We start from the raw sequence: 18,626 nt of genomic DNA on the forward strand, positions 1-18,626 counted from the left end.
CCCGCACATCTGGTGCGTCGACGAGCGGCCGGAGTGGTTTGCCGAACCGGCAAGGAGTGTGGTCCGAATCGCCCGAAGCACGGCAAGCTCGGTCGCAACGGCCGGCACACGGAACGTTCAGCGCGACCCGGGAGGGAACCATGCCGCAGACACCGCCCAAAACCGGCCGCACCCACCGTCTGGTGCCCTCACCCGCCGGGCGGATCCACCTCGTGGAGCAGGGCACCGGCCCGCTGGTGCTGCTCGTCCACGGCTTTCCGGAGTCCTGGTACTCATGGCGCCACCAGCTGCCCGCGCTGGCCGCGGCCGGGTACCGGGTGGCCGCCGTCGACGTCCGTGGGTACGGGCGCTCGTCCCGGCCCGCGGCGGTGGACGCGTACCGGATGCGGGAGCTGGTGGCGGACAACGTCGCCGTGGTGGAGGCGCTCGGCGAGGAGTCCGCCGTGGTGATCGGGCACGACTGGGGCTCGCCCATCGCCGCCAACTCCGCCCTGCTGCGCCCGGACGTGTTCCGGGCGGTCGGGATGCTGAGCGTGCCGTACGCCCCGCGTGGCGGCCCCAGGCCCTCCGAGGTCTTCGCCGGGATGGGCGGGGACGAGGAGTTCTACGTCTCGTACTTCCAGGAGCCGGGCCGGGCCGAGGCGGAGATCGAGCCGGATGTGCGCGGCTGGCTCGCGGGGATCTACGCCGCGCTGTCCGGCGGCACCATGCCCGGGCCCGATCTGCCCGACCCGCACTTCGTCACGCGCGGCCGGACGCTGCGCGAGCGGTTCCCCGCCGGACGGCTGCCCGCCTGGCTGAGCGAGGGGGACCTCGATGTCTACGCCGGTGAGTTCGAGCGGACCGGGCTGAGCGGAGGGCTGAACCGCTACCGGAACATGGACCGGGACTGGGAGGACCTGGTCGCGTACGACAGTGCGCCCATCACCCAGCCGTCGCTGTTCGTCGGCGGCGCCCTGGACGCCTCGACCGCCTGGATGGGCGACGCGATCAAGGCGTACCCGAGCACGCTGCCCGGGCTCGTCGGCTCGCACATCCTCGAGGACTGCGGCCACTGGATCCAGCAGGAGCGCCCGGAGGAAATCAATCGGCTGCTGGTCGACTGGCTGGTTTCGCTTCCCGCGTGACGCATATGGCCCGCCTGAAGCGCAGGACCATGGTCATAGGCTTGCCGCGGCCGCCGCCGCGCCGGCGGTCGGCGGGGGATTCGGTGCGCCGGCGGCGGGTGCGACGGGTTCGACCGGTTCGAGGGGTGCGACCGGCTGCCCCGATCCTCCTCGCCAACCGGATAGGCGGCTGTCTGTCGTCATCGGTGACGAGCGACGGCGGCCCCGGTGGTCCAGGAGGCCCCGGCGGTCCCGGGACGTCCGGCGGCGTGGTCAGCAACGCCGACTGGGGGCTCGCCTCGGGCTATGTCGTGGTGGAGCCGGGCGCACGGGGCCGTGACCTCGTCGCGCCGGACGGTACGTACTACGGCGTGGCGCCCGCCGCCATCGTCGACCTCAAGGCCGCCGTCCGGTATCTGCGCCACAACCAGGGCCGCGTCCCCGGCGACACCGACCGCATCGTCTCCTCCGGCACCAGCGCCGGAGGCGCCCTGTCCGCCCTGCTCGGCGCGTCCGGCGACAGCCCGTTGTACGAGCCGTATCTGCGGGAGCTGGGCGCGGCCGACGCGAGCGACGCCATCTTCGCCGGCGGCGGCTGGTGCCCCATCGCCGACCTCGAACATGCCGACATGGCGTACGAGTGGATGTTCGGCGGCAGCGCGCTGAGCTCGGGCGAGCTCGTCGACCAGACCGTCTCGAAGGAACCTCTTCGGCCGCGGACCCACCAAGGCCCGGCACTTCACGCCGTACAGCCTCCGCCACACGACCGGCGACGACGGAGCACGGCTCGACCGCGATCTGCCCCGGACGCTGGCCCTGATGTACTGGGACGCCGGGCACGGGGCCACTCAGGACCCGGATGCCTTCATGCGATGGATCGGCGAGGTGACGGGCTACCGGAGGTAGGGGCCCTCAGAGCTCCCATGCCCCCTTCGCCAGCGTGGACAGCCCGCCTGCCAGCGCCAGCAGCAGGACGAGCAGGCGGGCTGTGCGGTCGGGGACGCGGGTGGTGAGGGACTTGCCGATGAAGGCGCCCGCCGTCATTCCTGTCGCCGCCAAGGCCCATAGGGGCGGGCCGAGTTGGGGGACGCCGTTGGTGGCGACGGAGAACGCGTTCACCACGATTCCGTAGAACTGCGCGTTCGGCACGAACTCGCGGACCGTCCAGCCCGCGTTCACCGCGTACAGGGATATCGGCGGGCCGCCCACACCGGCCGACGCGTTCATGAAGCCTCCGGCGGCACCGGCGGTCAGGGCGCCTTTGGCGCCGTTCAGGGCGGGGACGCGCATACCGGCCATCACCAGCAGGACGGCCACGCTCACCAGGGTGCCCGTACCGGCCAGGAGGACGGGTTCGGGGAGGCGGGCGGCCACCCAGGTGCCGGCCGGGACGGTGCAGGCGGAGGCGGCGACCAGGGGGACCATCGCGGTGAGCCGCACCCGCCGCCAGCCGCCGTCGATGAGTCCCAGCGCGCAGATGGCACCGGACCCGCAGTTGGCGAGGGCGACGCCGTCGGCCGGGCCGAGCAGCAGGACGAGAGCGGGCACCGCGATCAGCGCGAACCCCATGCCCGTCAGCCACTGCACGGACGCCCCCGCCATGACGATCCCGCCGAGTACCAGCTCCGCGCCGCAACAACCACTCATCGCGGGAGTCTCTCGCATCCTGCGCGGAGGAGACCCGGAGGAGACGCGGAGGAGACGCGGAGGAGCCCCGGACGGCGGCGCCTTGGGTGACGCCGTGCGCCGCGCCGCCGATCAGTGGGTGATCTGCACGGTGAGGGTGAGGGCTCCCTTGTTGTCGTCGAGGCAGCCCTCGCGGTCGTTGGCGCGGAGTTGCAGGGTGCCCGAGCGGGTGGCCTGGAAGCTCCAGGCGCGGTGTACGGCGTGGGGGTTGTCGGGGATTCCGGGGAAGCGGCCCAGGAGGGCGCCGAAGGTGACCGACGAGTCCACCTTGCAGTCCTGCCAGGCGAAGCGGAGGGATTGGTCGTCGGCGGCGGTGTGGCCGGCCGGGCCGACGAGGGGGAGGTTGGCGGAGTCCACGGTCCAGGTGCCGCTGGTGTAGCGGACCGACACCTTGTCGCCCTTCTGGACCGGGGTGCTCGTCGCGGACTGCCAGCCGCGCGACGCGTCCACGGTCACCTTGCTGGTGCTGGTGGTGGGCTGCGCCGCGTCGTCGTCCCCGTCGCCGTCGGACGGGGGGCCGAAGGCGAAGAAGAGCCCGGCGGCGAGGGCGGCCACCGCGACCGCGGAGCCCGCCGCCCACCACCAGGTCCGGGCCCGGCCCCGGCCGCGGGATCGAGGGGGTGACGCGGCCGCCTGGTCCATGACGGTCGGTTCCCGGTCCAGGGCGGGGGCCCCGCCGAGGGTGGGCGATCCGGTGAGGGTGTGGGGGGCGGTGGGGGCGGGGGGCCCGCTGCGGGTGTGGGGTGCGGTCGCCGCGGGGGTCGCGGTCAGCGTCGGGGGGTCCATCACGTTCGCGGAGGTGGCCGCCACGGCCGTGGGGGGCTCCGGGAAGCCGCCCGGAGTGCCCGCCGGGGGCAGCGGGCCCGGGTCGTCCGCCCCGTCCGCCAGGCGCCGCAGCGCGGCTCCGACCGTGGCCGCGGACGGGCGCTGGTCCGGTGACTTGTTCAGCAGGGCCTCGACGACGGGCCGCAGGGCGCCGACCCGTTCCGGGATCTCCGGATCCGCGAAGGTGACCGCGTGCAGCGCGGCGGCCCCCGTGGAGCGCTGGAAGGGCGCTACGCCGGAGGCGACCGCGGACAGGGTCGCGCCCAGCGACCACAGGTCCGACGGCGGGCCGGCCTCCTCCGCGGTCAGTCGCTCGGGCGCCATGTAGCCGATGGAGCCGAGGAGTTCACCGGTGGAGGTGAGCGACTCGTCGTCTTCCAGGGCGGCGATGCCGAAGTCGGTGAGCACGGCGCTGCCGTCCCGGCGCAGCAGGACGTTGGCGGGCTTGACGTCGCGGTGCAGCGCCCCGGCGGCGTGCACGGCCTCCAGCGCGCCGAGCAGCTGCAGCCCGAGGGCGGCGGTGTGGCCGGGGGTGAGGGGGCCGTCGTCCGCGATCCGACGGGCCAGGTTGGGGCCGTCGATCAGCTCCATCACGATCCACAGCCGGCCGTCGTGTTCGACCAGGTCATGGACGCCCACCACATGCGGGTGGTGCACCCGGGCGACGGTACGCGCCTCTCTCAGCGCCCGGCGCAATCGTCGGTGGTACTCGTGGTCGTCGCTCGCGACGTTCAGCTCCTTGGCAGCGACCTCGCGCTCCAGCATCTGGTCGTAAGCGCGCCAGACCGTGCCCATGCCGCCTCGCCCCAGCCGGTTGCCCAGCTGGTAGCGGCCGCCGATAAGCCGTACGTCGTCCCCATCCGATGTCACCCGATCTCTCCTGTCCTCACGCCCGGTGAGCATAGTCGGAAGTGTTCGAACATCATCAGGCACAACTGATGCATCAGTCAGCCCGCATCGCAATTCCCGGGTGAAATTCCAATAGATTTAGGGAGGGACCGGGCATCTCACTGTCACATTCATTGCGTTTATCTCAACGCGTCCGTACGGTGTCGGCCATGCGGCAACAGTTCGACGTGGCGGAACGCGTACGTCAGGTGATCGGCGAAGCCGGTTGCACCCAGCGCGAATTCGCCCGGCGGGTCGTGATGGACCCGTCCAAGCTCTCGCGGTCGCTCAGCGGGAGCCGGCGCTTCACCGTGGCCGAGCTGGCGCGGATCGCCGACGCCGGGAACGTGGACGCCGGATGGCTGCTCGGCACCACGACGGCCGACGGAGCCGAGGGAGCGTACGGCGGGGCGGCCGGGGCGCCGCGGCCGCCCGCCCCCACCGCGCCCCCCGGCAGCGGACGGCCGCTGCAGATCGTGCGGGAGACGGTGCGGCTCATCGCCGAGCGCGGCTTCCACGCCGTACGCGTCGCCGACATCGCCGCCGCCTGCGACACCAGCACCGCCACCATCCACTACCACTTCCCGGGCCGCGCCGAACTGCTCGAGGCCGCCGTGCGCTGGTGCATGGACGAGGACACCGCGCGCCGCGCCGCCCGGATCGCCGCGGCCGACGACGCGCGCGAGGAGCTGCGGCAGCTGATCGCGCTCCAGGCGCCGTACACCGAGGGGCAGCGGCAGCAGTGGCTGGTGTGGATGGACCTGTGGGCCGAGGCCGCGCGGTCCACGGCCATCGGGCGGCTGCACGCCGACTTCTACCAGCAGTGGCGGCGGACCGTGGCCGAGGTGATCCGGCGCGGTATCGAGCAGGGGGTCTTCCGCACCGTCGACCCGGAGTTCAGCGCGCTGCGCCTGACCGCGCTGATCGACGGACTCGCCATCCAGGTGCTGGCCACCGGGCCCGGTGCGGGCGGTACGAGCGCCGAGGCCATGGACATCGCCTGCAACGCGTACGTGGACACCGAACTGACCGCACGGCGCTCCGGCGCCGACGCGGCCGGACCGGCCGACCGGCCCGGACCGTAGCCGAAGCACCACAAGAGTGCGGTGCACCGCGAGAGAGGGAGAGAAGCCCATGCCCATGAACGACAGCGTCATCATCACCTGTGCCCTGACCGGCGCCGGTGACACCGTGGGCCGCAGCCCCCATGTCCCCGTCACCCCCGAGCAGATAGCCCGCTCCGCCGTCGAGGCCGCGGAGGCCGGGGCGGCCGTGGTCCACATCCACGTACGCGACCCCGAGACCGGCGCCCCCGCCCGCGATCCGCGGCTCTACCGCGAGGTCGTGGAGCGGGTCAAGGAGACCGGCACCGACGTCGTCATCAACCTCACCGCGGGCATGGGTGGCGACCTGGTCATCGACCCCGAGAACCCGCTCACCCACCTCCCCGGCACCGACCTGGTCAGCGGCCTGGACCGGCTCCCCCACGTCGAGGACCTGCTCCCCGACATCTGCACCCTGGACTGCGGCTCGCTCAACTTCGGCGACGGCAGCGACCTCTACGTCTCCACCCCCGACATGCTGCGCACCGGCGCCAAGCGCATCCAGGAGCTGGGCGTACGCCCCGAGCTGGAGATCTTCGACACCGGGCAGCTGTGGTTCGCCAAGCAGCTGCTGGACGAGGGGCTGCTGGACGACCCGACCGTCTTCCAGCTGTGCATGGGCATCCCGTGGGGCGCCCCGGCCGATCCGGGCGTGCTCGCGTCGATGGTCAACATGCTGCCCGAGGGCGCCCAGTGGGCCAGCTTCGCGCTGGGCCGGACGCAGATGCCGTGGGTGGCGCAGTCCATCCTGCTCGGCGGGAACGTACGGGTCGGCCTCGAGGACAACCTCTACCTCAGCCGGGGCGTCAAGGCCACCAACGGCCAGCTCGTCGAGCGCGCGGTCCAGATCACGGAGCTGCTGGGCGCGAAGGTCGCCACGCCGGACGAGGCGCGGCAGCGGCTGGGCCTCAAGCCCCGCGCGTAACCCCCCACCGGCTCCCCCTCTTCCTCCTCTCCCCCTCACACCCTTAGGACCGCCATGCCCTCATCCCCCTGCGCCCCCGAAGAGGTACGCCGCGTCGCCTGCGTCGGCGCCGGAGTCATCGGCGGCGGCTGGGTCGCCCACTTCCTGGCCCGCGGCTACGACGTCACCGCCTGGGACCCGGCCCCCGACGCCGAGGAGAAGCTGCGCCGCCTCGTGGCGGCCGCCTGGCCCGCCCTGGAGCAGATCGGCCTCGCCGACGGCGCCTCCCCCGACCGGCTGACCGTCACCGCGACCGTGGCGGAGGCCGTGGCCGACGCGCAGTTCGTCCAGGAGAGCGCCCCGGAGAAGCTGGAGCTCAAGCGGTCGCTGCTGGCCCAGCTGGACGCGGCGGCGCCGCCCGGGGTCGTCATCGCCTCCTCCACCTCCGGCTATCCGATGACCGATATGCAGACCGAGGCCGCCGACCCCGGCCGCCTCGTCGTCGGCCACCCCTTCAACCCGCCGTATCTCATTCCGCTGGTCGAGGTCGTCGGCGGGAAGCGCACGGACGACGCGGCGGTCGAGTGGGCCTCGCGCTTCTACAAGGTGGCGGGCAAGTCCGTGATCACCATGGAGCGCGAGCTGCCCGGCTTCATCGCCAACCGGCTCCAGGAGGCGCTGTGGCGGGAGGCGCTGCACATGGTCGCCAACGGTGAGGCCACGGTGAAGGAGATCGACGACTCCATCACCGAGGGGCCCGGACTGCGGTGGGCGTTCATGGGTCCGTGCCTCACGTTCGCCCTGGCGGGCGGCGACGGAGGCATGGGACATATGCTCGACCACTTCGGACCCTCGTTGAAGTCTCCGTGGACCCGTCTCGAGGCGCCTGAGCTGGACGACACGCTGCGTGCGGCCATGGTCGACGGCTGTGACGAGGCGGCGGGCAGCCGTACCATCGCGCAGCTCGTCGCGGAGCGGGACCAGGGCGTCATAGACGTCCTGCGGGCGACTGGCCGTCTGCCGCGGCAGCGCACCGAGGGGACGGACGGCATCGCACATACCCCCAGCACCATGGGAGACGAGAAGTGAGCAGCACGCTCCCCGACTACCGGCAGACCGTACGTCCCGAGTGGATCGACTACAACGGCCATATGAGCGAGGCGTTCTACGTCCTCGTCTTCGGCCACAGCACCGACGAGATGATGGTGGAGACCGGGCTCGACTCGGCCTACCGCGCCAAGACCGGCTGCTCCCTCTACACCGTGGAGTCGCACATCCGGTATCTGAGCGAGGTCGAGGAGGGCGCCGAACTCACCATCCGTACGCGCGTCATCGGCGTGGACGAGAAGAAGGTCCGGTTCACCCACGAGATGCATGTGGGCGAGCCGGACGGCGCCCCCGTGGCCACGACCGAGCTGCTCGCGCTCCACATCGACCAGAAGGAGAGCCGCTCGGCTCCGTTCCCCGATGAGGTGCGGGAGCGGCTGACGGATCTGCTCGAGAAGGCCCCCGAGTGGGCGGGCCGGGCGATCCGCCCGGTTCCGGCCGAGGCGGGTTGAAGGACCGCCGTACCGCCTGAACGCCCCGGCCCCGGATTCGTCCGGGGGCCGGGGCGTTCGCCGTTCCGGATGAGGGACCGGGTGAGGTTGAATGGCGGTGGAGGCGATGGAAGCGGTGGAGGCTATGGCGGAAACGCCGAGGGACGGCGAGGGCGGTCGGCGCCTCGAGCTGAGCGAGGTGCCCGAGACCCTGCTGTGGAACCTCTATATGCGGGCCGCCGAGGCCCGCCGGGCGCGGACCGTGCTGGACGACCCCAAGGCCGTGGAGCTGGTCGACCGCGTCGACTACCCCTTCGAGGAGACCTTCGGAACGCCCAGCCCGCTGCTGGCGCAGGGCCAGGCGCTGCGGGTCCGCACCTTCGACAACGCCGTACGGGCCTTCCTGGACGAGCATCCGGACGGCACGGTCGTCACGCTCGCCGAGGGTCTGGAGACGCAGTACTGGCGGGTGGACAACGGGCGGGCGCGCTGGCTGTGCGTGGAGTTGCCGGAGACCGCCGAGGTGCGGCGGGCGCTGCTGCCCGACGAGGAGCGGCGGCGCACCCTCGCCCGCTCGGCGCTCGACCTGTCCTGGCGGGACGAGGTCGATCCGGCGCGCGGGGTGCTGATCACCGCGCAGGGGCTGCTGATGTATCTGCGGCCGACCGAGGTGAAGGACCTGATCGCGGGGTGCGCCGAGCGGTTCCGGGGCGGGGCGCTGGTCTTCGACGCGGTGCCGCGCTGGTTCAGCGCCCGCACGATGCGCGGCGAGATGCGCACCGCGCGGGGCTACAGCCCGCCGCCCATGCCGTGGGGCATGGACGCGGGTGAGCTGCGGAAGGTGCGGACGGCCCATCCGGCGATCACGGACGTGCGCGAGGTGCCGCCGCCGCGCGGGCGGGGGTTCTACTACGGGGCGCTGGCGCCGCTGATGCGATGGCTGCCCGCGGTACGGAACCTGCGGCCGACGATGACGGCGATGGCCCGCTTCTCGTAAGGCTTCCGGCCTGTTGCCTCCCGGCCCGTTGCTCTCCCGGCCTTGTTGCTCAGCTCGCCGGTTCGGCGAGGACCCTGGCGAGGTTCTCGAGCACCGAGGGCCAGCCGTGGCCCATGCCGTCGAGCGCCTTCCTGCCGAGCGGGGAGTCGAGGTCGAACCCGGCGTGCTCGAGGAAGAGCCGGGTCCCGGCGCCCTCCGGTTCGAGGCGCCAGGTGATGGTGGTGTCCAGGGTGGTCTCGGCGAACCGGTAGCTCAGCAGCCGCTCCGGCTCCACGGCGATCACCTCGCAGGGCTGCTCCCCCCACGGCCCCATGTCGAGCGTGAAGCGGTGGCCGACCTCCGCCCGCACATCGCCCGCGGCCCACCACCGTGCGTGCAGCCGCGGATCGGTGAGGGCCTTCCACACGACGGCCGGAGGGTGGGGCAGGAACTGGTCGCAGTGGATGGCATCGGGCTCGGTCATGGGTTCTCCTCGTCGAGGACGTCGCGCAGCGCGCGGAGCCGGCCGCGCCAGTAGTGCTCGAAGGGATGCAGCCACTGCCGCACCTCGGCGAGCGGGTCCGGCTCCAGGTGGTAGTACCGCTGCCGCCCCCGCGGCTCCTCCCGTACGAGCCGGGCCAGCCGGAGCACCTGGAGATGTTCAGAGATCGCCGGTCTGCTCAGCTCGAACTCGCCCGCGAGATCGTTGACGGCGCGGGGGCCGTCCCGGAGGCAGTCGAGCAGCTTGCGGCGCACGGGGTTGGCGAGCGCGCTGAAGACGTCTGTGGGCACACCCGGAGATTACGTCGGAGATTTCCGACGCGTCAATATTTCCCGACGCGTCGCCCCCGGCGCGGCGGCAGCCCCCTGAGCGGGCCGGTCACTCCGGCGGAGAGAATGGACAGGTGAGACGCCCGCCAGAGACCACCAGCCCGATACGGCCCCGGCTGCCGTCCCCCGTGCGGGACGTGGTCGACCCGTGGCTCGCCGAGCGGGGCGTGGAGCTGCGGCTGATCGGGACGACCTCATCCACCCGCTGGTGCCCAAGAGTAAGCCGACTGGTGGCAACCGAGTGGGCCAGGTGTTTTAGACGCAAAACTGGACTGCCCGGTGCGCCTTGACCGAAGGTGAACTCATGGGCAGAACAGCAGATCCGTCCAAGCTGTGCGATCTGTTCCTCCGCCGAAGCACATTGCAGGACGACAAGACCACACTCAAGGCCCACGAAAGCGATTTGAGGGAGCGCGCCAAGCGGGAGGGCCTGGCCGTCCGCAAGGTCTGGAAAGAAGAGTTGTCCGCGTTCAAGGCGGGCGTCGTACGAGAGGAATTCGACTCCGCGATAGCGGCCGTGCTCGCTGGGGAAGTACGTCACCTCCTGGTGTGGAAACTGGACCGGCTGAGCCGCCGGGGCATGGGGCAAGTCGGTCAAGTGCTCGACCAATTCGAGGCGGCGGGCGCACGCCTGGTAGCGCATATTGATGGACTTGACAGCAGCGTTCCGCAGCATCGCCGGTTATTCGCCTGGCTGGCGGAACAAGCTCGCTCGGAGTCGTTCAACACATCCACACGCACGCGCAGAACCAAGGCAGAAAAGAAGAGCTCGGGCGCCTGGCCCGGCGGGCAACCTCCGTACGGCCTGCGCATCAACGGGCGAACAAAACAGACGGAGCCTCACCCCAAGGAATACGCCACCTCTCGCCGCATAGCTGACGCACTCCTCCGAAACGAAGCGGCGGGTGCCATCGCCGACAAGCTCAACACGGAGGGGCTGAAGACTCGCCGGGCGGCAAGTGGCGGTCGTCCACGATCACCCAGCTTGCCCACTCCCCCGCGTGGGCCGGGCTCATGCCGGTCCACGAGCGCTACACCGACCGCGCCGGACGGGAGCGCTGGCGGGCCACCGGCGAGCCGTTCATCGGCCTTGACGGCAAGCCACTCCGCATCGGTGAGGGCGTGGTCACGGCAGAAGAGCGGGCACGGATTCTGGCGGGTCTGCGGTCTCGCACGTCCGAGTCCCTGGCCACCGGGAGGCGCGGTAAGCCGCGAGCCCAGTCACTCCTTTCCGGACTGCTGAAATGCGGCCGGTGCGGGGGAAACATGACGAAGGGCGGCCGGTCGTATCGCTGTTATCGGCGCGTGAACCTGGGCAAGGCGGTGTGTCTGGGCATGAGCGTGCTAGTGGAAGACGCAGACAGGGTATTGACATCTGCTTTCATGTCACGCGTCACGTCACTCAAGGACGAACACGAGGTGTTTCAAGCGCTGGCTCACCGCTGGCCCGCCTACGAGAATCCGGAGGCGGACGCGCGCCGCAAGGAATTGTCCATCGCCATGGACGATGCCGAGGCACGCTTGAACGCGCTGGACGACGCCTACTTCGTGAAGGGTCATTTCAAGGGCGCCAAGGGACAGCATCGATACGATCAGCTTCGAACAGCCATCGCCGGTCAGCTTGAAAGCGTCACCGCCGAGTTGGAAGAGATCTCACAAGCCACGGACCTCACAGTACTCCGGGATGGCGACCGACTGCACGAAGCATGGGCTTCCGCCGATCTGGAGCAATCCCGGATACTGCTCCGCATCGCCCTTCACTCGGTGACGCTGCTGCCCCCTCCGAATACCGGTCCCCGGTCCTGGTTCGAGCTCTTCACGCGATTCTGCTTCCACTGGGTGGGCGAGAAACCACAACCGCTGGAAGTGGACAGGGCGCGCCTCGACGGCATCTTCTACTTCGTACCGGACACGGCAAGGCTGGCCGCGTAGGCGCGGTGCCTGGAAGGCGCGCTGTGGACACGCCGACGGCCGTAGAGGCTTTGGACGGGAGCTGCCACGGGGCGAGAGACCAGGGTGCCTTACGCTGGCCCGCGAATCGGGCTGGCTCCTCGCCTGCCCGCAATGGCCCGATCGGCCCCCTGGTCTTGGAGGCTCGCCCCGTGGTGGCTGTCTAAAGTCTCGGAGGCCGTCGGCCCCAGCCACGACGCCCTGTCGCGACGGCGGCCGAGGGGCGCAGGAAGGGAGTCGGACCGTGCCGCTCGCGGAAATCTCCTACAGCCGGGCCGCCTCGCTTCGCCGGGCGGTGGGCGTCCGGACGAGACCGGCCGCCAGGCCGCAGCTCGGCCGGGGCGCCCTGGCCGCCCGGCGCGCCGCAGGCGCGCCCTTGAGTAAGTAAAGAGACTTTAGACGCGCCCTGGCCCGATCCTCTGGCCACCGCTCATGGCCGACCCATTGAGCCGCCCTGAGCGGACCGGTCACTCCGGCGGGACGCTGTACCGCTCCAGAGTCGCCTTGGAGACCGAGGTGTCCATGAGGCGCAGCTCCCATGGTCCGGTGTTGACGTCGAAGTCCTTGCCGAAACCGACCCACTTGCCAGCCATGCGGCGACTGGTCGGCTCCACGAGCATCTGAAGCGCGCCGTGGTAGCACGCCCCCTGGTAGTAGCCGCCGGTGGCCGTCTGCTCGGTCCAGGTGCCCGTGACCACGCTCCGGTCAACGGTGAGGTCCAGGGAGAGCGGGGAGTCCGGGTTCAAGGACGCTCCGTTGAGTGACCGCCCGGTCAGGCGATTGCCGTGCTGCACGAGCACCACGTAGTGCCTGCCCTCGAAGACGTCCTCGCGCCCCGACGAGTAGTACTCGTACCGGGAAAGCCAGACGCCACCGTAGTTCTCCGCCACCGTCCGCTGGCCCGCCCGGGTGTCGGCGGAGGCGGGGGCCACACCCTCCGCGCTCGGTGTCATGTCATGCCCTCCTGCTCCATCACCATGGACTCTCGCCATGGGCACCTGCGGGGCGAACCCCAACGACTCGATCGGTACCCCTGTGACCTTCTCCAGAGCGCGGATGTAGACCGGCCTCGGCGATCTGCTGATACCGGATTCCCAGCGTTGGACCAGCCGCTTGCTGGCCTCGTTCGGCTCGCCTAATTCGACACCTGCCCGGCGGAGCGCCTTTGCCAAGTCGTCCTGGCTCATCCGCAGGCCGATCCGCACAGCCCGCAGCGCGTCATTCGGTGCGTGTACCTCGGTCGTCATGACGTCCACGCTAGCCCTGAACACCCATGAATGACACCGAAATGACGCCCTTTGAGGGACACCCCAGTAGCGCCTTTTCTGTCGTCGCAGCGTCCTGGGCAATGGCGGGACCATCACGACCCAAAGCGGCAGAAGAGGCAGATCGTGATGGACAAGGCAGAAAAGGGACAGCGGCTCATGAGCCTGCGGGTGTCCCATGACAGTGGCCAGACCTGGAGCGCCGAGGTGGTGGTCATCAGCAGTGACCCTCTGGCTCCCCTCCTCACCTCGACATGGCCACCTTGCCAGTGCTTACGCTGTGTGACCGGCTCGGGCCCCGCGTCCGTACGGCCCACAGGCGGCACGGCTCAGTAAAGGAGGACCAGCGGTCAGAATGGACAGGTGAGACGCCCGATAGACCTCGCCACCCTGTACCAGCCCTGGCCGCCGTCCCCGTTGCAGGACGTACAGGACGAGTGGCTTGCCCGCCGGGGCGTGGAGCTGCGGCTCAAGCGGGACGACCTCATCCACCAGTGGCTTTCCGGCGCCGCCGGGGCACATGCGCCAGTGGACCTGTACCCTCCGGGCAACAAGTGGCGCAAGCTCACCCCGAATCTGCGGGCGGCCGTCGAGCACGGCCACACCCGGCTGCTCACGTTCGGCGGGGCGTACTCCAACCACATCCGCGCGGTGGCCGCGGCGGGCGCCGCGTACGGGCTGTCGACGGTCGGGGTCATCCGGGGCGACGAGCTGGCCGACGCGCCGCGCAACTGGTCGCTGGCGCGGGCCGAGGCACACGGCATGGAGCTGGTCTTCGTCACCCGCTCCGCCTACCGCGAGACGCTGCGCGGCCTGGGCGCGGACGGCCCCGGGCCCCTGCGGGCGCTGGAGGAGCGGTGGGGGCGTGCCTACGTGCTGCCGGAGGGCGGTACGAACGTCCTGGCGGCGCGCGGGGCGGCGGAGCTCGTCGCGGAGCTGCCCGGCCCGGGGCCGGGCGATGTGGTGTGCTGCGCGGTGGGCACCGGCGGCACGCTGGCCGGGATCGCGGCCGGACTCCCGGCTGGTGCGCGGGCGGTGGGGTTCGCCGTCCTGAAGGGGGCGGAGGGCTACCTGGACCGCGAGGTGGCCGCGCTGCACGAGCGGGGGTGGGGGCGGGCCTTCGGCAATTGGCGGATCGAGCACGGCTACCACGGCGGCGGCTACGGACGGGTCCCGGCGGAGCTGGCGGCGTTCGCGGCGGAGTTCGAGGCGCGGCACGGGGTCCGGCTGGAGCGGCGGTACGTGGCGAAGCTGCTGTGGGGTGTGTACGGGCTGGTGGGGCGGGGCGAACTGGCTCCGGGCAGCCGGGTGACGGCAGTCATCACCGGCCCGCCGGATCCGGCGGGCCCGCCGGGTCCGGCGGAGCGGGTGGATCCGGCGGGCCCGCCGGGTCCGGCGGAGCGGGTGGATCCGGGCGTTCCCCGCTGACTCCGGGCGTTCCCCGCCGACTCCTCGCGTTCCCCGCCGACTCCTCGCGTTCCCCGCCGATTCCTCGCGTTCCCGGTCAACTCCGGCCGGAGCCGCGGCCGTCACAGCTCGGCGCGCAGCCCGTCGTGGGCGACCTCCCAGCCGCTCAGATCCTCGGCCAGCGCCGTCGGGGACAGATGGGTGAGCAGCAGCCGTCGGCAGGTGAAACGGTCACGGTGGCGCGCGAGCGTGTCGAGGTCGAGATGCCAGCGGATGGGGCGCGGACTGTAGCCCTCGCACAGGAACAACCCGACGCCGTCCGCCGCGTCGAGCAGGGCATCGGTCCACTCGGTGTCGCCCGAGTAGGCCATCGCTCCGCTCGGCCCTCCACCCGTAGCGCGTAGGCGGGAGCTCCGGAGGCGTGCCGCACCTCGAAGGGGGTGACCCGCAGGGGCCCCAGTTCCCTGGGGTGCCGGTCGGCGTGGACCAGGACGTGGACGTCGAAGCGCCGTCGCACCCCGCTCGAGCCGGGGAACAGCGCTTCCATCGCCCACGTCAGCCGGTCACCGGTCCCGGGCGGGCCGACCACGGTCAGATCACGGGTGCGGCGCCGGAACTGCCCGTCGAGGACGAGGAACGGCAGACCGCCGAAGTGGTCACCGTGCAGATGGGTGACCAGGGCCGTGTCGATGTCGTTGGGTTCGATCCCCTGCCGGCGCATCGCCGTCAGGCTGGTCGCGCCACAGTCCACCAGGACGTGGGGCGGGCCGGCCGGGTCGGGGGCCACCGCCAGGCAGGTCTGGAACCGCCCGCCGGAGCCGAACGCGTCACCGCTGCCCACGACCGTCACCCGCATCCGCGCATCGTCGCACGGCCGGGGCACCCGGGGCACGGGGTCGGCCGGAGGTGATCAGTCGGGGATGCGGAGGCGCATGACTCTCGTCGCCGCGTGGCGGACCGTGCCTTCCTGGCGGACCTCGACGGTCAGGTCCGGGGCGATGGGGCGGTAGGCGATCTCGGCGCCGACGCGGTCCAGGGCGGTGGGGAGTTCGGCGGGCGGGGGCTGGGGGTCGGGCAGGTCGCGCAGGGCCGTGCCGAGCTGGGCGCGGACGGCCGTGGAGAGCGGGGCGGAGATCAAGGGCGCGTCGTCGCCGGGGAGCACCAGCGCGAGGGCGCGCGGGCGGAGGCGGGGGCCGACGACGCCGACGACCACGGCGTCACGGGTCTCCGAGTGGCGCACCTTCCGCCAGTGGCGGCCCGGCCGGTAGGGCTGGTCCAGCTCCTTGATGACCAGGCCCTCGATACCGATCTCCAGGAGTGACGCGTACCAGGTGGCGGCGAGCTCCGGATCAGTCGTCATCGGCACGGCCTGGAGCGGTGGGCCGAGCGGTTCGAGGAGCGCCATCAGCCGGGCGCGGCGCTGTTCGTACGGAAGCGGCCGCAGATCCTCCGCGCCGATCGCGAGCAGGTCGAAGGCGGCGTAGGAGGCGGGCAGTTCCCGGGCGAGCCGCCCCGCCCGGGACTCGGACGCGGCGAAGGCGCGCTTCTGGACGGCGGCGAAGTCCGTACGGCCGCCCGCCCACACCACCACCTCGCCGTCGAGGACCGTGCCGGGCGGCAGCGGCCGCGCGGCGGCCGCCAGGTCGGGGAAGGCGCGGGTGATGATGCGGCCGGAGCGGGCCTGCATCCTTACGGTGTCCCCCAGCCGGAAGATCAGCAGCCGATGGCCGTCGAACTTGGGCTCGTACGCCAGTCGCCGGCCGGGCGGGGCGGTGGGCAGGATCGGGACGACACGGGCCAGCGCCACGTCCACGGGTGGCTGAAGGGGCGGCTCAGGGGAGGGCGAGGTCATCGGTCGGCCGCGCCTTCGCCGTCGCCCTGGCCACTGTCCTCGTCCTCGGCGTCCTCCTCGACGGCGGCCCCGGCGTCCTCCTCGACGGCGGCCCCGGCGTCCTCCTCGGCGGCGGCCTCGCCCGTCGGCAGCGGGCGCCCCTCCGCCGGGTCCAGCAACGGGGCCAGCAGATCCCCGTGGCGGTCGAGGCGCGCGGGGATGTCGTCGATCAGGAAGGTCAGCGCCGCGGGGTCGCCGCACGCCTCGACCTCCTCCCAGGTGACGGGCGCGGAGACGGCCGGTTCGGGGACGGCGCGGGGGGTGTACGGGGCGGCGGTGGTCTTCGCGGCGGCGTTCTGGCTGAAGTCCACGTACACCTTCCCGGGCCGCAGTGAGCGGGTCATCTTGCGGATGACCAGGTCCGGCATGGCGTTCGCGGCCTCCAGGGCCAGCCGTCTGGCGTAGGCGGTGGTCTGCCGGGAGGGGGTCGGCTCCACCGGCACCAGCAGATGCAGCCCCTTGGAGCCACTGGTCTTCGCGTACGCCGTAAGGCCGTCGTCGGCCAGCCGTTCGCGCAGCCATACGGCGACGACGCGGCAGTCCACGATCGTGGCGGGCGGCCCGGGGTCGAGGTCGAAGACGAGCCGGTCGGCGATGCCCACGCCCTGGTCGATCCGCCACATCGGGGTGTGGAGCTCCACCACGAGGTTGGCCGACCACATCAGCGAGGGCAGGTCCTGGATCACCACCTGCCGCGCGGTCTCCCCCTTATGGCGGGTGACCTCGGCCGTCATCACCCAGGAAGGCGTGCCCGGAGGCGGGTTCTTGGTGAAGAACTTCTGGCCGTCGGGGCCGTCCGGGTAGCGCAGGAACGCCAGCGGCCGCCCGCGCAGATGGCCGAGGAGCGCGTCCGCGGTGGACGCCAGGTAGTGCAGCAGCTCGCCCTTGGTGGTGCCGGTGGCCGGATGGATGACCTTGTCGAGGTTCCTGAGCGTGATCCGCCGCCCCTCCACCTCCGCGATCGGGGACATACGATAAGAATCTCACGAAAGGGATCAAGCATGCGATCTATCTGGAATGGGAACATTTCCTTTGGCCTGGTGAGCATTCCGATCAAGATCTATCCGGCCACCGAGGACCACTCGATCTCGTTCCGGCAGATCCACACCAGCGACAACGGCCGCATCCGCTACCGCAAGGTCTGCGAGCTCGAGGACAAACCGGTGGAGTCGAGCGAGATCGGGCGGGCGTACGAGGACGCGGACGGCGCACTGGTCCCGATCACCGAGGAGGATCTCGCGGCCCTTCCGCTGCCCACCACCCACACCCTGGAGATCGAGGCGTTCATCTCCGCCTCCGAGATCGATCCGCTCCAGATGGGCGACGCCTACTACCTGGGCACCAGCGGCGCCGCCGGGGCCAAGCCGTACACCCTGCTGCGCGAGGCGCTCAAGCGCAGCGAGAAGGTCGCCATCGCCAAATACGCCCACCGCGGCCGCGAGCGGCTGGGGATGCTCCGCGTCGTGGGCGACACGATCGCGCTGCACCGGCTGCTCTGGCCGGACGAGGTGCGCGAGCCCGCGGGGGTGGCCCCCAAGGAGAAGGTCACCGTGAAACCGGCTGAACTGGACCTCGCGGACACCCTGATGGAGACGCTCGGAGAGGTGGATCTGAACGATCTGCGCGACGAGTACCACGAGGCGCTTGAGGAACTGGTGGCGGCGAAGGTGTCCGGCGCCACGCCCACCGCCGAGCCCGGTGAGCGGCCCGCGGGCGCGCAGGTGGTCGACCTCATGGCGGCGCTGAAGGAGAGCGTCCGCAGCGCCAAGGAGGCCCGGGGCGAGGAGGCCGGGGAGGAGGCGGAGACCGCGGAGGGCGAAGCCGGGGAGGAGCCGGAGGCGACGGTCCACGAGCTGCGCGGCCGTAAGAAGGCACCGGCGAAGAAGGCCGCGGCGGCGAAGAAGGCGCCCGCGGCCGAGAAGAAGACGGCGGCGAAGAGAGGCGGGACGAAGACGGCGAAGGCCGCCAAGGCCGCGGAGGCCGCGGAGGCGGAGCCTGCGGGGAAGAAGCAGGCGGGCACGAAGAAGGCCGCGGCCAAGAAGACGGCGGCCAAGAAGGCCACCGCGAAGAAGCAGCCGGGCAAGCGCGGCACGCGGACCGCCTCCTGAGGCGGGCTTTCCCCTACCCGCCCCTTCCCGGACCATGGGTCTCCGCCCCCTGGACCCTGGACGCCCTTCGGGCGTGTCCTCAATCGCCGGACGGGCTGAGAATCAGCCCCTCCAGGGGGCACCTCCCAGCGGTAGCTGGGGGAGCTTG

Annotated in this window: 18 protein-coding genes and 2 pseudogenes; 11 read left to right on the top strand and 9 right to left on the bottom strand. The window is 71.5% G+C overall.

The features are described from left to right. Positions 1–140: 140 nt before the first annotated feature. A complete protein-coding gene (locus tag LIV37_RS20790) occupies positions 141–1,127 on the top strand; it encodes an alpha/beta fold hydrolase (protein ID WP_020869087.1) in 987 nt (328 codons plus the stop codon). A gap of 29 nt (positions 1,128–1,156) precedes the next feature. Beyond that, a complete protein-coding gene (locus LIV37_RS20795; protein WP_309471202.1) occupies positions 1,157–2,119 on the top strand; it encodes an alpha/beta hydrolase in 963 nt (320 codons plus the stop codon). Here LIV37_RS20795 and LIV37_RS20800 read toward each other — a convergent pair. Beyond that, positions 2,019–2,753 (bottom strand): sulfite exporter TauE/SafE family protein, encoded by a 735-nt coding sequence (locus tag LIV37_RS20800; RefSeq protein ID WP_020869089.1) that lies wholly within the window; start codon positions 2,751–2,753, stop codon positions 2,019–2,021. The two genes, LIV37_RS20795 and LIV37_RS20800, sit on opposite strands and share 101 nt — an antisense overlap. Before the next feature lie 111 nt (positions 2,754–2,864). Then, on the bottom strand, positions 2,865–4,487 hold the full coding sequence (locus tag LIV37_RS20805; protein ID WP_020869090.1) for a serine/threonine-protein kinase: 1,623 nt from the start codon (positions 4,485–4,487) through the stop codon (positions 2,865–2,867). 188 nt (positions 4,488–4,675) lie between these two features. Here LIV37_RS20805 and LIV37_RS20810 point away from each other — a divergent pair, with 188 nt between their 5' ends. From LIV37_RS20810 to LIV37_RS20830, 5 genes are all read left to right on the top strand, one after another. Further along, on the top strand, positions 4,676–5,590 hold the full coding sequence (locus LIV37_RS20810; protein WP_020869091.1) for a TetR/AcrR family transcriptional regulator: 915 nt from the start codon (positions 4,676–4,678) through the stop codon (positions 5,588–5,590). A gap of 49 nt (positions 5,591–5,639) precedes the next feature. Next, positions 5,640–6,533, top strand: coding sequence for a beta-keto acid cleavage family enzyme (locus LIV37_RS20815; protein WP_020869092.1), 894 nt, complete (start codon positions 5,640–5,642; stop codon positions 6,531–6,533). Positions 6,534–6,587: 54 nt separating this feature from the next. After that, the gene (locus LIV37_RS20820) at positions 6,588–7,601 is read left to right on the top strand and encodes a 3-hydroxyacyl-CoA dehydrogenase NAD-binding domain-containing protein (RefSeq protein ID WP_020869093.1); all 1,014 of its coding nucleotides are present in this window, start codon (positions 6,588–6,590) and stop codon (positions 7,599–7,601) included. Further along, positions 7,598–8,071: a thioesterase family protein gene (locus LIV37_RS20825; RefSeq protein ID WP_020869094.1), complete on the top strand. Its 474-nt coding sequence runs from the start codon at positions 7,598–7,600 to the stop codon at positions 8,069–8,071. The genes LIV37_RS20820 and LIV37_RS20825 overlap by 4 nt, the downstream gene beginning before the upstream one ends. Before the next feature lie 124 nt (positions 8,072–8,195). Beyond that, complete coding sequence (locus LIV37_RS20830; protein WP_121825354.1) at positions 8,196–9,047, top strand: class I SAM-dependent methyltransferase; 852 nt, start codon at positions 8,196–8,198, stop codon at positions 9,045–9,047. Positions 9,048–9,096: 49 nt separating this feature from the next. On the opposite strand, the gene LIV37_RS20835 is transcribed toward LIV37_RS20830, so the two are convergent. Together LIV37_RS20835 and LIV37_RS20840 are read right to left on the bottom strand one after the other, a co-directional pair. After that, positions 9,097–9,510, bottom strand: a complete 414-nt coding sequence (locus tag LIV37_RS20835; protein WP_020869096.1) for an SRPBCC family protein — start codon at positions 9,508–9,510, stop codon at positions 9,097–9,099. Continuing rightward, positions 9,507–9,818, bottom strand: coding sequence for an ArsR/SmtB family transcription factor (locus LIV37_RS20840; protein ID WP_020869097.1), 312 nt, complete (start codon positions 9,816–9,818; stop codon positions 9,507–9,509). Before LIV37_RS20840 ends, LIV37_RS20835 begins: the two co-directional genes overlap by 4 nt. A gap of 343 nt (positions 9,819–10,161) precedes the next feature. Between LIV37_RS20840 and LIV37_RS52615 the strand changes: the two are divergent. Together LIV37_RS52615 and LIV37_RS20845 are read left to right on the top strand one after the other, a co-directional pair. Further along, positions 10,162–10,626: pseudogene (locus LIV37_RS52615) on the top strand (recombinase family protein); the annotation flags it as partial. A gap of 245 nt (positions 10,627–10,871) precedes the next feature. Next, on the top strand, positions 10,872–11,789 hold the full coding sequence (locus LIV37_RS20845; RefSeq protein WP_243146189.1) for a recombinase zinc ribbon domain-containing protein: 918 nt from the start codon (positions 10,872–10,874) through the stop codon (positions 11,787–11,789). Between the two features lie 485 nt (positions 11,790–12,274). On the opposite strand, the gene LIV37_RS20850 is transcribed toward LIV37_RS20845, so the two are convergent. Next, positions 12,275–13,054 (bottom strand): helix-turn-helix domain-containing protein, encoded by a 780-nt coding sequence (locus LIV37_RS20850; protein ID WP_121824683.1) that lies wholly within the window; start codon positions 13,052–13,054, stop codon positions 12,275–12,277. A 381-nt stretch (positions 13,055–13,435) separates the two neighbouring features. On the opposite strand from LIV37_RS20850, the gene LIV37_RS20855 reads away from it, so the two are divergent. Further along, positions 13,436–14,500 (top strand): 1-aminocyclopropane-1-carboxylate deaminase/D-cysteine desulfhydrase, encoded by a 1,065-nt coding sequence (locus tag LIV37_RS20855; protein ID WP_121824682.1) that lies wholly within the window; start codon positions 13,436–13,438, stop codon positions 14,498–14,500. Between the two features lie 101 nt (positions 14,501–14,601). Here the strand turns inward: LIV37_RS20855 and LIV37_RS20860 are convergent, their stop codons facing one another. The 4 genes and pseudogenes from LIV37_RS20860 to ligD all read right to left on the bottom strand — a co-directional run bounded on the left by LIV37_RS20860 (position 14,602) and on the right by ligD (position 17,341). Further along, positions 14,602–14,850 (bottom strand): hypothetical protein, encoded by a 249-nt coding sequence (locus LIV37_RS20860; RefSeq protein WP_020869103.1) that lies wholly within the window; start codon positions 14,848–14,850, stop codon positions 14,602–14,604. Positions 14,851–14,918: 68 nt separating this feature from the next. After that, a pseudogene (locus LIV37_RS52620) lies at positions 14,919–15,335 on the bottom strand (MBL fold metallo-hydrolase); the annotation flags it as partial. 54 nt (positions 15,336–15,389) lie between these two features. Then, positions 15,390–16,331, bottom strand: a complete 942-nt coding sequence (locus tag LIV37_RS20870; protein ID WP_185057981.1) for an ATP-dependent DNA ligase — start codon at positions 16,329–16,331, stop codon at positions 15,390–15,392. After that, positions 16,328–17,341 (bottom strand): non-homologous end-joining DNA ligase, encoded by a 1,014-nt coding sequence (gene ligD, locus LIV37_RS20875; protein ID WP_020869106.1) that lies wholly within the window; start codon positions 17,339–17,341, stop codon positions 16,328–16,330. The genes LIV37_RS20870 and ligD overlap by 4 nt, the downstream gene beginning before the upstream one ends. Positions 17,342–17,371: 30 nt before the next feature. Between ligD and ku the strand changes: the two genes are divergently transcribed. Next, positions 17,372–18,478, top strand: a complete 1,107-nt coding sequence (ku, locus tag LIV37_RS20880; RefSeq protein WP_121824681.1) for a non-homologous end joining protein Ku — start codon at positions 17,372–17,374, stop codon at positions 18,476–18,478. The last annotated feature ends 148 nt before the right edge of the window (positions 18,479–18,626 follow it).

Origin of the sequence: Streptomyces rapamycinicus NRRL 5491, assembly GCF_024298965.1 — a bacterium.
In the GTDB taxonomy this organism is placed as follows: Bacteria; Actinomycetota; Actinomycetes; order Streptomycetales; family Streptomycetaceae; genus Streptomyces; species Streptomyces rapamycinicus.